We start from the raw sequence: 14,122 nt of genomic DNA, 5'->3' as shown, positions 1-14,122 counted from the left end.
CCGACCATTTCCCGGTGGGAGCGTAAGGCATCTACCGGGGGAAATCATCGGAATCGCCGCGGAGTCGCCGCGGCTGGAATCCGGTTCGAGGTCGGGAGAAAAATGGTAGACAAGATCGTGAGCGCCGCACGTGCGGCGACCGTGGCGGCCCCGCCGCTCGGCACCGAAGCGTACGACCGTTTCTGCACCGGGCTGGCCCACCGGCTCACCTCGGCGTGGCCGCGGATCCGCGCGGAGAACGACGCCGACGTCGGCCGGGCTCAAGAGCAGGGCCTACCCGACGTGCTCGTCGACCGGCTCCGGCTGACCGAGGAGCACCTGGCGGACCTGGTGACCCTGACCTCGACGGTCGCCGGCGAGATGCGCGAGCTGACCCACCGCCCGCCGGGCACCCCGATCGGCGACTGGGGCACGCGCCGCCGCGTGCCGCGGCCGCTGGGCGTGGTACTGATGATCTTCGAGGCCCGCCCGACCGTCACCGTCGAGGGCGCGCTGCTCAACGTCGCGGCCGGCAACGCGGTGATCCTGCGCGGTGGCAAGGAGATCGCGCGGACCAACGCCGCGCTCGGCGCCGCCGTCACCGCCGCGCTGGCGGACGCCGACCTGCCCACGGGCCTGGTCACCGTGCTGGACGACCCCAGCCGCGCGCTGATGAAGGAACTGCTGCGCCGGCCCGACGAGATCGACGTGCTCATCCCCCGCGGCAGCCCCTCGCTCGTCGACTACTGCCACAACGCGGGCACCATCCCGGTGCTGGCCAGCGGCGGCGGGGTCAACCACCTCTACGTGCACTCGAGCGCCGAGCTGGACCAGGCGGTCGCGATCGCGCTGGACAGCAAGCTGCCCGCGCCGGCCGGGTGCACCTCCCTGGAGATCGCGCTGGTCGACCGGCCGGTGGCCGACGAGTTCGTGGCGGCGCTGCTCGACGGCGCCCGCCGCGACGGCCGGCCGCTGACCCTGCGGGTCGGCGAAGGGATCCGCCAGCCGGAGACGACCGGGCAGTGGCGGGCGGAAGCCCTCGGCGAGCACGACCTGGGCCGGGAGTTCCTCGACAGCACGATCGGCGTGGTGGCGGTGGACTCCCCGGACGAAGCCGTGGAGTTCATCCAGCGGTACGGCTCCGGGCACAGCGAAGCGATCGCCGCCACCGACCCGGAGGTCACCGGCGAATTCACCGACCGGGTGGACGCGGCCACCATCGTCGTCAACGGGTCCCTGCGGCTCAACGACGGTCCCACGCTGGAGCTGGGCTCGGAGATCGCGATCAGCACCAGCAGGCTGCACGCCCGCGGGCCGATCACCTTGGCCGCGCTGGTGAACTACAGCTGGGTGGTCGAGGCCAACGGCCGGCTGCGCGAGGCGATCTGATGACCGCCCCCGTGAAGCCGCCCCTGCTGCTCCCGCTGAGCCGGCGGCCGCAGGCCTCGCAGGCGGTGCTCGTGCACCCCGGCGGTGGCGGCCTGAGCCCGTACACCCCGCTGGCCGTGCGGCTGGCCCGCCGCGGTGGGGTGAGCGGGATCCGCGCCAGCGGCCTGTTCGAAGGCGAGCAGCCCGACGAGGACGTCGACGCGATGGCGCGGCGGTATCTGCGGCTGCTGGACACCCTGCCGCGGCGCCCGGAACTGCTGGTGGGCTGGTCCATGGGCGGCGTCCTCGCCTGGGAGCTGGGCGCGCGGCTCGCCGCGACCGGCCCGGCCCCCGCCGTGGTGATGATCGACAGCTTCACCCGCCGGGACGAGTTCGGCACCGCGGCGCAGCGCGACGACGTCGTCGAGCGGATCATGCGCTCGGTCCACACCAAGGTCGCACCCCGCGACCAGCCGTCGGCCGAAACCACCGCCCACGCCCACGTCACCGCCTCGGGCCGGCACCGGGTGACCAGCGCCCACCCCGGCCCCGCGCTGCTGATGGCGTGCGACGGGCCGAACCGCCGCACCCAGATCGAAAACTGGACCCGGCTGTCCGGGCGGCTGCGCGTGCGCGAACTGCACTGCGGCCACTTCGACGTGTTCGGCCGGAAAGCACTGCCCGCTGTGCTGGGCCACCTCGACGAGTTCCTCGCCCGGACCGACGCCGACCTGGCCCGCACGGCCTGAACTTCCCCGCGCAAGAAGAACGACGAACCGATCCCCGAATGCCTGGGAGGGCAAAGATGACAACCGGACCAGACCGTACGACGGTCTCCGACTCGGTCAAGCGCGTGGTGATCGCCGAATCCCGGCTTTCCCTGGCGCCGGAGGAGATCCAGGACAACGAGCCGCTCAGCGGCGACCTGCTGCGCATCAACTCGATGGGTTTCGTCGGCATGCTGGTGCAGCTGGAGGACGCCCTCGACGTGACACTGCCCGACGACCTGTTCGTCGGCCGCACCTTCAAGACGGTCAACGACCTGGTCGAGGTCGTCGCCGAAGGCGCCCGCGAGACGGAGGTGCAGCGATGAGCTCCGTCGCGATGCCGACCAGCTGGCGCAGCGTGCTGCCGCACCTGGACGAGCCGCTGCCGCCCGACCGCAGCCCGGAGGCGACCGCCGCGAGCTCCGACGCCGGGGTGTCGGTGAACCTGCCGTTCGCGCTGGTGCGCCAGTCCGCCCCGGGCCGCGAGTTCTGGGACATCCCCGCCGAGGTGCTCGACGCCTACCGCACCTTCCGGCCCACCCAGCTGTGGCGGGCCCGCCGGTTCGAGGAGGCCGTCGGCGCCCGGGTGCCGATCTACGTCAAGTACGAGGGCGGCAACATCTCCGGCAGCCACAAGCTGAACACCGCACTCGCACAGGCCTACTACTACGCCAAGGCCGGTGTGAAGGAGCTGGTCACCGGGACCGGGGCCGGGCAGTGGGGCACCGCGCTCGCCGCCGCCTGCTCGATCTTCGGGCTGCGCTGCCGGGTGTTCATGGTGGGCACGAGCCTGCAGAAGAAGCCCTACCGGGGCACGCTCATGCGGACCCTCGGCGCCACCGTGCACGCCAGCCCGAGCGACCTGACCGAGGTCGCCGCCCGCGCCGGCGGCGGGTTCAACAGCCTCGCACTGGCCATCGGCGAAGCCGTCGAATACGCCGGGCGCACCGAAGGGGCCGCGTTCTGCATCGGCAGCGGCGAGACCTACAGCATCCTGCACCAGTCCGTGATCGGGCTGGAGGCCATCGAGCAGCTCGCCGAGCTGGAGGCCGAAGTGGACAGTGTCGTCGGCTGCGTCGGCGCCGGCTCGAACTTCGGCGGGCTCGCCCTGCCGTTCTTCGCCGAGGCCGCCGCGACCGGCGCGGAGTGCCCGCGGCTGGTGGCCGCGGAGTCCAGCACCACCCCGAAGCTCACCCGCGGTGTCTACGCCTACGACAAGACCGACGCCACCGGGGTCAGCCCGATGGAGGCGATGTACACGATCGGCAGCTCCTACCCGATCCCGGACTCGCACTCGGCCGGCCTGCGCTTCCACGGCGCGGCGAAGGTCCTGTCCGCCATGCGGCACCAGAACCAGATCACCGCGCGCGCCGTCGGCCAGGTCGAAGCGCTGGAGGCCGGCCAGGTCTTCACCCGCACGGAGATGGTGCTCCCCGCACCGGAATCCGGGCACGCGCTGGCCGTCGCCGCGCGCCTGGCCTCGGGCCGCGACGACGAGGACCGGCCCACCCGCGGCGTGGTCGCCTGCGTGAGCGGGCACGGCTACCTCGACCTGTCCGCCTATCAGCAGCTGATGGACGGCGAGCTCAGCAACGAGCCGCCCGTGGAGCAGTCGCTCCTGGCGGCGATGGACCAGCTGCAGCCGGTCCAGGGACTCGCGATCGCCGGGAGTGGTCATGCCGTCTGAGCCGCTGGACCACCGCCTCTTCGACTGCGTCCAGGTGAACCTGGCCGAGCTCGCCGACCGCCTCCACGGCGACGGCACGCACCTCGCGCTGGGCCGGGTCCTGCGCTTCTGGCCCCGGCCGGGCGCGGACGGCCTGCCCACCGTCGAGCCGCGGGTCGACGCGCACGTGACCGAATCCGCCACCCTGCTGGGCATGCGCGTCACCCGGCGCGAGCGGGTCGCCGGCGCGGACGGCCTCGAACCGGGCCCCGGCTGTTACGTCGTGGCCGACGCCTACCACCTGCCGTGGGTGCCCTACTTCCACGAGCAGCACCTGGAGCACAGCTTCCTGGTCGAGCCGGCCGAGGACGGCGTCACCGTCGTGGACGGCTACCACAACGACACCCAGTGGGGCGCGGCCCGGCCGGGCCGCTGGACGCTCGGCCACGCGGAGTTCGCCGAAGCGCTCCCCGAGGGCGCGCTGACCTTCGACCTCGTCGCCGACGGCTCCGCCACCGAGCGCACGCCGCTGGTGGAACTGGCCGACGCCGGCTCGTTCGTGGCGACCTACGCCGACCACCCCGACCGGGTCCGGGCGTTGCGGGGCCTGACGTTGCAGACCTGGCTGCTCACCCGCAGCCGCCGCCTGCACGCCGCGGCCATGGAGCTGGACACCGACGCGGTGCGGGCGCACCTGGCAGAGTGGGACGCGCTGGCCAAGCAGGTCTACCTGGCGAGCCGCCGGGTGTCCGCGGGCCGGGAGGAGCCGCGTGCGCTGTTCCCCCGCCTCGCCGAGTGCTTCGCCGCGGACCACACCGCGTTCGGCGGCATCGTCGAGATCACCGCGACGTCCACAGTGGACACCGCCGAGGTCCCGGTCGAGGTCCGCGAGTCCGTCACCTCGGTGATCGGGACCGTGCTGGGCACCGAACCCCCCGCCGGCGCCGGCGCGCTCGGCGAGATCCCCGGCTTCAGCTCGTTCCGGATGATGGAGATCGTCGAGCGGATCGAAAGCGACCTCGGCGTCGAGTTCGCCGCCGAGGACCTGGTCCCGGAAAAGCTCACCCACGTCGACGGCCTCTGCCGCGCCGTCCTGGCCGCAGGAGGAACACGATGACCTACTCCCCTCGAGTGCTCCACGAACTGCTCGACCACGCCGCCCGGCAGTGGCCGAACCGGACCGCGCTGACCTGCCGGGGCGAGTCGGCGACCTACGCCGAGCTCGCCGCCGCCGCGCAGCGCGTCGCCGCCTCGCTGGCCGACCGGGGCGCCCGCCGCGGCGACCGCCTGCTGATCAACGCCCCGGCGAGCACCCTGCTGCCCGCGGTGGTCTTCGGCGCCGCCCGCGCCGGGTTAGCGTTTTCCCTGCTGCACGAACAGGTCCGCGGCAGCAGCCTCGACCACGTGCTCGCGGACTCCGAGCCGGTGCTGATGGTGACCGGCGACGACGAGGTGCGGCGCTCGGCCGACGCGGCCGGTGTCCCCGCCGTCTCGGTGGAGGACCTCGCCGCCGGCCCCGGTCACGACGTCGAGCTGCCCGCTCCCCCGCTGCCGGTGGACGTCGTGTGCCTGATCTACACCTCGGGCACGACCTCGCTGCCCAAGGCCGTGGTCAGCACCCACCAGCAGCTGCTCTTCGCCGTCGGGGCGATCACCTCGGTGCTGGAGTACCGCAGCGACGACATCGTCTACAGCCCGCTGCCGCTGTCCTTCGACTACGGGCTCTACCAGGTGTTCCTGTCCGTCACGGCGGGCTCGAACCTGACACTGGGCGCGCCCACCGAGGTGGGGCCGTCACTGGTCGGCAACCTGGTGCGCGCCGGCGCGACCGTGCTGCCCGCCGTCCCGGCCGTCGCCGAAGCGCTCAGCGCGCTGCTGCGGCGCCGCCCGAAGCCCGCCCCCGCCCTGCGGCTGCTCACCAACACCGGCGCGGCGATGCCCACCGGCACGCTGGAAGGCCTGCGCGAAGCCATTCCCGGCCTGCGCGTGCAGCTGATGTTCGGGCTGACCGAGTGCAAGCGCGCCACCATCATGCCGGTGGACGGCGACCTGGACCGGCCCGGTTCCAGCGGCCGGGCCCTGCCCGGCACGGAGGTCTTCGTCATCGACGACGCCGGCGAGCGGCTGCCCGCCGGCGAGGTCGGCGAGATCGTGGTGCGCGGCCCGAACGTGATGGCCGGGTACTGGCGCCGTCCGGAGCTCACCGAGCAGAAGTTCCCGCGCGTGGACGGGCTGTTCCCGGAGCTGCGCACCGGTGACTACGGCCGGCTCGACGACGAGGGCTACCTCTACTTCGACGGCCGCCGCGACGACATCTACAAGGAGCGCGGGTTCCGCGTCAGCGCGACCGAGGTCGAGGCCGCCGCCCGCCGCGTGCCCGGCGTCCGCGAAGCCGCGGTGCTGGTCCCGAAGGACACCCGCCCGGCCTGGCTGTTCGTCACCGGCGACCTGGCCGCCGACGGCGTGCTCGACGCGATGCGCACCCGGATCGAGGAGTTCAAGATCCCGGCGGCCTGCCGCCTGGTGGACACGCTTCCCTTGACCGGCAACGGAAAGGTCGACCGCAAGGCGCTGGCTTCGATCGCGGAGGAGGTGTCCAGTGGAGCTGCTCGCTGAGCATCCCTCCCCGCTCGCGGACCTGCCCGGCGAGCTCGCCGGGCTGCCGACCCCCGCCTACGTCTACGACCTGGCCGAGGTCCGCCGCAACCACCGGCGGCTCGACGAGGCCCTGCCCGAAGGCACCGGGCTGCTGTACTCGCTGAAGGCCAACCCGCACCCGGACGTCCTGGCCACACTGCGCGAGGCCGGCGCCCGCCCGGAGGTCTGCTCCTCCGGCGAGCTGCGGGCCGCGCTCGACGCCGGCTGGGCGGGCGAGCAGGTGCTCTACACCGGCCCGGCCAAGCGGGACGCCGAGATCGCGGCCGCGCTGCGGGCCGGGGTGCGGGAGTTCTCCGTGGACTCGCCGTACGCCATCACCCAGCTCGACCGGCTCGCCGGCGAGGCCGGCGTCCACGCCCGTTACCTGCTGCGCGTCAACGACGACCAGCCGGTGCCGGGCCAGGGCCTGGCGATGACCGGCGTGCCGTCGCAGTTCGGCGCCGACACCGGCTGGATCCTCGCCGAGCCCGCCCGCTTCGCCGGGGGCGCGCACGCCGAGGCGTCCGGGCTGCACCTCTACATGGGCACCAACCTCACCCAGGTCGACGACCTGCTCGGGCAGTTCGGCCGCGCGCTGGACACCGCCACGCGGCTGCAGGAAGCCTTGGCCGCGCACGGGGTCCGCTTCCGGACCCTCGACCTCGGCGGCGGTTTCGGCGCCCCGTTCGCGAAGGAAGGCACTGCGGGCGAGCTGCCCGGCCTGCGCGAGGGGCTCGAAACGCTGCTCGGCGAGAAGGTGCCGGGCTGGCGCGAGCAGGGCCCGGAGGTCGTGTTCGAGTCCGGCCGGTACCTGGTCGGCACGGCGGGCACCCTCGTCACGGCCGTGCTGGACGTCAAACGCTCGCAGGGCAAGGACATCGTCGTGCTGGAGTCCGGCATCAACCACCTCGGCGGCATGTCGGGGATGCGGCGGCTGCCGCCGCTCAACCCCCACCTGCTCGGCCCGGCCGGCCCGCCCGCGCTGGACGCGCTCGTCGCCGGTCCGCTGTGCACGCCGCTGGACACCTGGACCCGCAACGGGAAGCTGCCCGACCTGAGCCCCGGCGACCTGGTGGCGGTGCCGAACGTCGGCGCCTACGGGCTGTACGCCAGCCTGATCGCCTTCCTGGGCCACCCTCTGCCGGCGGAGGTCGTCGTCGACGGCGACCGCCCCGGAACCCCCGCGCGGACCTCGCGTGTGGAACTGGTCAGGACCACCACGGTCACTGACCCCGCTACGGCGGACCCGAAATGAGGAGCGAACCGATGGACCCCCGCATGACCGAACTGCTGACCCCGTTCCTGAAGTTCCTCAACGGCCGCGAGCTCGGCCCGGACGACTCGCTGCGCGAGTGCGGGCTCGACTCGATGCAGTCGATCAACGTGCTGTTCGAGATCGAGGACGTGTTCGGCATCTCGCTGCCGGACGAGGACATCACCGACGCCACCTTCGCCACCCCGGCCACGCTGTGGACCGCGGTCAGCGCCCAGCTGGCGCACCAGGGGGTCTCGTCATGACCACCGCTCCCCTCGCCGAACTCGTGGGGCGCGTGACCAAGGTCGCCGCCGAACACGTCCGCGAGACCGACGACGACGCCGCGTTCCCGGTGCAGGCGCTCGACGAGCTGCGGGCCACCGGCCTGCTCGGCCTGCTCGTGCCGGCCGAGGAGGGCGGGCTCGGCGGATCGCTGGCCGACATGCTCGAGACCAGCGTCGAGCTGGGCCGGGTGGACATGTCCCTGGCGATGATCTTCGCCATGCACTGCCAGCAGGTCGCCGCCGTGCTCGCGCACGCCGACGGCCGGCTGCGGGCGGAGCTGGTGCCCGAGATCGCCGCGGGCCGGCTCTACATCGCCTCGGTCACCACCGAGGCGGGCAAGGGCGGGCACCTGCTGACCGCCGAGTCCGCCGCGGCCTGGCGCGACGGCGAGCTGCTCGTCGACCGCTTCGCCCCGATCGTCACCGGGGGCCGGCACGCCGACGGGTTCCTGATCACGATGCGGTCGCCCGACTCCGAGGCGGACAACCAGGTTTCGCTGGTCTACGCCGCCCGCTCGCAGGTGGAGATCGAGCCGGCCGGCGGCTGGAACCCGCTGGGCATGCGGGCCAGCGACAGCGGCGCCCTGAAGCTGCGCGGGCGGCTGCCCGCCCACCAGGTCGTCGGCCGGCACGGCGACTTCCACACGATCGTCACCACCGTGTTCGGCCCGCTGGCCCACCTCGGCTGGGCGTCGTGCTGGCTGGGCACGGCGGCCGGGGCGCTGTCCCGGGTGATCGGCTCGCTGCGCGGCAGCCGCGGGAAGACCGACCTGAGCTCGGAGCTGCTGATGACGCGGCTGTCGCGGTCGCGCCAGCGGCTGGACACCGTGCACGCGCTCATCGACCACGCTCGCGAGGTCGTCGAGACCACCGCGGACCTCAGCGTGCCGAAGGTGCAGCTGCTGATCAACGCCGTGAAGATCACCGCCGCCGAGGAGTGCTACCGCGCCGTCGACGAGCTGGTCGACGCGGTCGGGATGCGCCACGGTTACCTGCGCGACTCCCCGACGCGGCTGGAGCAGTCGCTGCGGGACCTGCGCTCGGCGGTGCTGAACTACAGCAACGACCGGCTGCACCTCGCCGACGGCCGGCTCACCCTCCTCGACCAGGAGGTGCGTTTTGCCTGAGTCAGCCGTCCTGGACGGCGCGACGAGCACCGCCCCGGGAGCGGCAGACGCACTGTCCACAGTGGAGTCCGACGCGTCCGGCGCGCAGGTGTGGCAGCGGCTCGGGTCCGCCGGGGTGCTGCGGGAGCAGTACCGCCGGCGCACCCCCACCGGCCTGGTCGCCGACCCGGACCGGCTCGGCGCCACCCTGCGCGCGGTCGACGCCCGCGGGGACAACGGCATCACGCTGAGCGTGCTGGTGCAGTCGGCGAGCGCGTTGCCGATCCTGGCCGCCGGGACCGGGCCGGCCGAGGCGGCGTTCGACCGGGTCGCCGACGGCGACTGCGAGGTCGCGCTGGCCGCCACGGACGCCGCGGCGGCCGGGTCCGACCTCACCGGGCTGGGCACGGAGATCGAGGTCGACGGCGACACCGTCCGCCTCGAAGGCGCCAAGCGGTGGGTGACCACGGCGACGCGCGCCGCGTACTTCCTGGTGCTGGCCCGGCACCGGCCCGGCCGGCACTTCACGTCCTTCACCTGGGTCCTGGTCCCGGCCGACGCGGCCGGGGTGCGGGTCACGCCCGCGGCGACGATCCTGCTCGCGGGCGCGGGCACCGGGCACGTCGAGTTCTCCGGGGTCCGCCTGCCCGCCTCGGCCGTGCTCGGCCGGACCGGCCGCGGGCTGGCCCTGTTCGCCCGGCACATGGGCACCGAGCGGCTCGCCGGCGCCCAGTGGGCCACCGCGCTCACCAGCCGGGTGCTGGCGCAGACCCGGACCACGCTGACCGAGCGGGAGATCGACGGCCGCGCGCTGTGGGACCACGGCTCGGTCCGCCAGGAGTTCGCGCGCTGCCTGGTGCGGGTGCGCGAACTGCGCGCGCTGTACGAAGCTTTGGGCGAACGGGTCGTGGAAGAACACGACACGACGAGCGCGGCGATGCTGAAGGCCGCGATCGGGATCACCCCCGACGAGGTGCTCTCGCGCTGCGCGCGCTGGCGCGGCGCCGACGGGTTCGCCGACGACGGCCTGCAGCTCGTGCGGGCCGAGGCCGCGGTGTTCGGCATCGGCGGCGGGGTGACCGAGCTGATGCTCGGCGCGGTCGCCGACGGCGCCGGGACCTTGCTCGAGGAGCTGCGCGCGTGACCGCCGGAACGCGGGTCGACGCCGGCGATGGCCTGGACGTCACCGCCGACGGCGCCGAGATCTCGCCCGGGGTGTGGGTCGCTTCGGCCTCCCGCGCCGACCTCGGCGACGCGCTCGCCCACCCGGGCGACCTCGCCGACGCCGGCACCCGGCCGCGCTGGCGCCGCGCGGAGTTCCTCGCCGGCCGGCACCTGCTGCGGCGTCTGCTGCGGCGGGTGCGGCCCGACCTGGCCGCGCTGCCGCTGTGTGCCGACCCGGCCGGCAAGCCCCGGCTGGACGCCGGTGGCGCGCTGGACCTCGCGTTGCCCGGCATCACGATCTCCCACGACGGGGACCGGATCGCGGCGGCGGTGTGCGCACACGGGGACGTGGGCGTGGACGTCCAGCTGCCCCCGGACCGGCTGACCGACTCGACCGTGCGCCGGTGCCTCGGCTCGCACGCACCGAAGGTCACCGCCCTGCCCCGCGCTCGGCGGGCCCGGGAGTTCGCCTGGGTGTGGACCGTGCAGGAAGCGTGCGTCAAGGCCGCGGGCACCGGCATGGCCGGGCGGCCGTGGTCGATCGACGTCCCGCCCGGCGCGGTGTCCGGGCACTGGGGCGGGTTCGCCTGGCTGAGCCTGCGCACCCGATCGCCGGTGCCGCTCAGCTGCGCCTTCCACACCGCTCCGCACTGGTGATCCGGTGCGGAACCCGACCACGACGACGGAGGTCGACGTGCACCTCATCAACGCCCCGGACGTAGTGCCGGAACTCAGTTGCTACACCACCAACCTGGTCGCCTACCTCGAAGCCGACGACCCCGGCGTGAAGACCCGCCTGGCGCACGCCGTGCGGCTCGCGGTCCGGCTCGACGGCGGCAGCGGGGACCTCGTGTTCTCCCAGCACGCCCGCGTCGACGACAGCGCCGCGCACGATCCGCTCGGTTACCGCGGGGCCCCGAACTGGGCGCTGGCCGCCGGCGACCTCGACGCGGAGCTCACCCGCTCGGGGCGGGTGCTGACCGTCGCCGACACCTTCCACCTGCCCTGGTCCCCCGCGCACGAGACCGCGCACTCGCCGCACTGGCTGCTGCTGCTCGGCCGGCGCGACGGGCACTGGCTGGTGGGTGACCACTTCTGCGCGTTGACCCCGCTCGGCGCGCAGGAACCGTTCCTCGGCTGGCTGGACGACGCCGCGCTGGAGCGCGCGCTGACACCGCACGGCCCGTGGCCGGCGGAGATCGACAACCGCGATCGCCACGCGCTGGGCGCCGCTGTGGAGCCGGTGCTCGCGGACCGGTTCCGCTGGCTGGCCCGCACCGCCGGCGAGGCGCCCGCCGCCCCAGCGGCGAAACCGGGTGACTGGACCTGCGTCCTGCCCGAAGTGCTCGGCCGCATCAGCGGGGTCCTGACCGCGGACGAGACCGCCGCCGCGCGCTACGGCGACGACCTGTGGGCGGCGAGCAGGCACTACACCTACCGGCTCGAAGTGCTCGCCGCGAACGGCGAGATCTGCGCGGAGGACGCCGCCGCGGCCGCGATGAGCTGGGGCGAGCTGCCCAAGGTCGTCCGGTTCGCCGCGGAGTCGGCCGCGCGGGGCCGGCCCCGCGCCGGTCTGCTGGAGCGGACGTTCGACGACCTGGTGCGCACCAACACGAAGACGACCGCCGGCCCGGCATCGGAGGCATGAGAACGATGAACACCCTTTACCACTGGTTCGAAACGTCGGCCGGGAAGCACGCCGACGCGCCCGCGCTCGAAGTCGGCGCGCGCACCCTGACCTACCGCGAGCTGGAAGAGCTCGCCGGGCACGTCGCGGCCGAGGCCGTCGCCGCGCTGGGGTCGGTGCCCGCCCGGATCGGCGTGCTGGCCGAGCGCAGCGTGCTCACCTACGCCGGCTACCTCGCCGCGCACCGGCTCGGCAGCACCGTCGTGCCGCTCAACCCCGCTTTTCCGGCCCAGCGCAACCGGATGATCGCCGAGGCCGCCGGTCTCGACCTGGTCCTCACCGAGGACCCCGCCGACCTCGGCGTGCCGGAGCTGGCCATGGCCGAGCCCACCGGCGGCGCCGCGCGCACCCCGCCGGCGTCCGCCACCGGGGACCTGGCCTACATCCTGTTCACCTCGGGCTCGACCGGGCGGCCCAAGGGCGTCCCGATCCGGCACCGCAACGTCTGCGCCTACCTCGAGCACGTAGTACCGCGCTACGGCATGGAGCCGGGCAGCCGCGTCTCGCAGACCTTCGACCTGACCTTCGACCTGTCGGTGTTCGACATGTTCACCGCGTGGGGCGGCGGCGCGACGCTCGTCGTCCCCAGCCGGGAGGACCTGCTGGCGCCGGTGCGGTTCGTCGCGGAGAAGCGGCTCACCCACTGGTTCTCGGTGCCCTCGATGGTGTCCTACGCCCAGCGGCTGCGCAGCCTGCGGCCCGGGAGCATGCCGACGCTGCGCTGGAGCCTGTTCTGCGGGGAACCGCTGACCACGCACCAGGCCACGGCCTGGCAGCGCGCCGCCCCCGGCGGTGTCGTGGAGAACCTCTACGGCCCCACGGAGCTGACCATCAGCTGCGCGGAGTACCGGCTGCCGGCCGATCCGGCGGACTGGCCGGAGACCGCCAACGGGACCGTGCCGATCGGGCGTCTCTACCCCAGCGTCAGCCACGTCGTGCTCGACGACCAGGGACGTCCGGCGGTGGAAGGGGAACTCTGCGCGCGCGGGCCCCAGCGGTTCCCCGGCTACCTCGACCCGGCCGCCAACGAAGGCCGCTTCTACCACTTCGGCCCGGGCGACGAGACCGCGCGGCCGCACGCCGCGGGTGACGAGCTCGACGACACCGCGTGGTATCGCACCGGCGACCGGGTGTCCTGGCAGGACGGTGCCCTCGTCCACTTGGGACGGTCGGACCAGCAGGTGAAGGTGCAGGGCTACCGGGTCGAGCTCGGCGAGATCGAGGCTGTGCTGCGGGACCAGGACGCGGTGCGCGACGCGATCGTGCTCGCCCTGCCCGGCAGCGGCGGCACGACCGAGCTCGAAGCGGTGTGCACCGGCTCGGACCTGGACTCCGACCGGCTGCTCACCGCCGTCGCCGGCCGGCTGCCCGGGTACATGGTGCCCCGGCGGCTCACCGTGCTGGACACGCTGCCGCTCAACGTCAACGGCAAGATCGACCGCTCGGCCCTCACCAAGGAAGCGATCGGGCAGCGCGGATGACCACCACCCCCCGGGAAGGGAAGACCATGCGCACCGCACACGTCACCCAGTCGCCGCTCCGCACCACCCGCCGGCCCACGGAAACCCGGCCGGTGCCAGGCATGCCGGCCTCGGAGGCCGCGCCGCCGGGGGTGCCGGTTTCGACGCCGGGGACTTCGGCACCGGAGGCCGCGACGCACGGCCCGTCGGCGCAGAGCCCGCCCCCGGAGTCCCCGCCCGCACCGGAACTGGTGCCCGCGGAGGGGTTCCGCCAGGCGATCGCGAAGCTGCCGACCGGGGTCACCGTGCTCACGACCGTCACCGGGGACTCCCCCGTCGGCTGCACGGCCAACGCCGTGATGTCGCTCTCGGCCGACACCCCGAGCGTCCTGGTGTCACTGGGCAGCCACAGCCGGACCCTCGCGGCCATCCTCGACACGGGGTCGTTCGCCGTCAACACGCTGTCCTGGTCGCAGCGGGCGCTGACCCGCAAGTTCGCCTCCGGCAGCCCGGCCGAGCGGTTCGACGGCGTGCCGTGGCAGCCCGAGCGCCGGATCCCCGTGCTGTCCGCCGCGGGGGTGGCGCTGGTCTGCGAGGTGGGCGACACCGCGGCGCTGCTGGACCACACCGTGGTCGTCGGCAAGGTCGTCTGGCTGCGGCACACGAACGAAGCCCCGACGGTGCTCTACGGCCGTGAGCAATACCCGCTGGGAGCCTGACGGAGCGACCTTCGCCCTTGCCCCCGGTCC

14 protein-coding genes are annotated in these 14,122 nt (G+C 73.8%); all 14 read left to right on the top strand.

The window, feature by feature from the left end:
* The first annotated feature begins 102 nt into the window (after nt 1–102).
* The 14 genes from ACLJQZ_RS31235 to ACLJQZ_RS31170 are packed head-to-tail and all read left to right on the top strand — an operon-like array spanning nt 103 to nt 14,092.
* A complete protein-coding gene (locus tag ACLJQZ_RS31235; RefSeq protein ID WP_410623423.1) occupies nt 103–1,368 on the top strand; it encodes a glutamate-5-semialdehyde dehydrogenase in 1,266 nt (421 codons plus the stop codon).
* On the top strand, nt 1,368–2,096 hold the full coding sequence (locus ACLJQZ_RS31230) for an alpha/beta fold hydrolase (RefSeq protein ID WP_410623422.1): 729 nt from the start codon (nt 1,368–1,370) through the stop codon (nt 2,094–2,096). The genes ACLJQZ_RS31235 and ACLJQZ_RS31230 overlap by 1 nt, the downstream gene beginning before the upstream one ends.
* A gap of 56 nt (nt 2,097–2,152) precedes the next feature.
* Nucleotides 2,153–2,440 (top strand): acyl carrier protein, encoded by a 288-nt coding sequence (locus ACLJQZ_RS31225; RefSeq protein ID WP_410623421.1) that lies wholly within the window; start codon nt 2,153–2,155, stop codon nt 2,438–2,440.
* Nucleotides 2,437–3,801, top strand: coding sequence for a TrpB-like pyridoxal phosphate-dependent enzyme (locus tag ACLJQZ_RS31220; protein ID WP_410623420.1), 1,365 nt, complete (start codon nt 2,437–2,439; stop codon nt 3,799–3,801). Before ACLJQZ_RS31225 ends, ACLJQZ_RS31220 begins: the two co-directional genes overlap by 4 nt.
* Complete coding sequence (locus ACLJQZ_RS31215; RefSeq protein ID WP_410623419.1) at nt 3,791–4,897, top strand: acyl carrier protein; 1,107 nt, start codon at nt 3,791–3,793, stop codon at nt 4,895–4,897. The genes ACLJQZ_RS31220 and ACLJQZ_RS31215 overlap by 11 nt, the downstream gene beginning before the upstream one ends.
* Nucleotides 4,894–6,396, top strand: coding sequence for a class I adenylate-forming enzyme family protein (locus ACLJQZ_RS31210; RefSeq protein WP_410623418.1), 1,503 nt, complete (start codon nt 4,894–4,896; stop codon nt 6,394–6,396). The genes ACLJQZ_RS31215 and ACLJQZ_RS31210 overlap by 4 nt, the downstream gene beginning before the upstream one ends.
* Nucleotides 6,380–7,672 (top strand): type III PLP-dependent enzyme, encoded by a 1,293-nt coding sequence (locus ACLJQZ_RS31205; protein ID WP_410623417.1) that lies wholly within the window; start codon nt 6,380–6,382, stop codon nt 7,670–7,672. Before ACLJQZ_RS31210 ends, ACLJQZ_RS31205 begins: the two co-directional genes overlap by 17 nt.
* An 11-nt stretch (nt 7,673–7,683) precedes the next feature.
* Nucleotides 7,684–7,935 carry an acyl carrier protein gene (locus tag ACLJQZ_RS31200; RefSeq protein ID WP_410623416.1) on the top strand — a complete coding sequence of 84 codons (252 nt, stop codon included), beginning with the start codon at nt 7,684–7,686 and terminating at the stop codon, nt 7,933–7,935.
* Nucleotides 7,932–9,083, top strand: coding sequence for an acyl-CoA dehydrogenase family protein (locus ACLJQZ_RS31195; protein ID WP_410623415.1), 1,152 nt, complete (start codon nt 7,932–7,934; stop codon nt 9,081–9,083). Before ACLJQZ_RS31200 ends, ACLJQZ_RS31195 begins: the two co-directional genes overlap by 4 nt.
* Nucleotides 9,076–10,206 carry an acyl-CoA dehydrogenase family protein gene (locus ACLJQZ_RS31190; RefSeq protein ID WP_410623414.1) on the top strand — a complete coding sequence of 377 codons (1,131 nt, stop codon included), beginning with the start codon at nt 9,076–9,078 and terminating at the stop codon, nt 10,204–10,206. The genes ACLJQZ_RS31195 and ACLJQZ_RS31190 overlap by 8 nt, the downstream gene beginning before the upstream one ends.
* Nucleotides 10,203–10,883 (top strand): 4'-phosphopantetheinyl transferase family protein, encoded by a 681-nt coding sequence (locus ACLJQZ_RS31185; RefSeq protein ID WP_410623413.1) that lies wholly within the window; start codon nt 10,203–10,205, stop codon nt 10,881–10,883. The genes ACLJQZ_RS31190 and ACLJQZ_RS31185 overlap by 4 nt, the downstream gene beginning before the upstream one ends.
* 4 nt (nt 10,884–10,887) lie before the next feature.
* On the top strand, nt 10,888–11,874 hold the full coding sequence (locus tag ACLJQZ_RS31180) for a hypothetical protein (protein WP_410623412.1): 987 nt from the start codon (nt 10,888–10,890) through the stop codon (nt 11,872–11,874).
* Nucleotides 11,875–11,879: 5 nt separating this feature from the next.
* A complete protein-coding gene (locus ACLJQZ_RS31175) occupies nt 11,880–13,394 on the top strand; it encodes an amino acid adenylation domain-containing protein (protein ID WP_410623411.1) in 1,515 nt (504 codons plus the stop codon).
* Nucleotides 13,391–14,092 (top strand): flavin reductase family protein, encoded by a 702-nt coding sequence (locus ACLJQZ_RS31170; RefSeq protein WP_410623410.1) that lies wholly within the window; start codon nt 13,391–13,393, stop codon nt 14,090–14,092. Before ACLJQZ_RS31175 ends, ACLJQZ_RS31170 begins: the two co-directional genes overlap by 4 nt.
* Nucleotides 14,093–14,122 lie beyond the last annotated feature (30 nt).

Source organism: Amycolatopsis sp. cmx-8-4 (assembly GCF_046548675.1).
Lineage (GTDB): Bacteria > Actinomycetota > Actinomycetes > Mycobacteriales > Pseudonocardiaceae > Amycolatopsis.
This window is presented reverse-complemented; position numbering and strand designations above follow the sequence as displayed.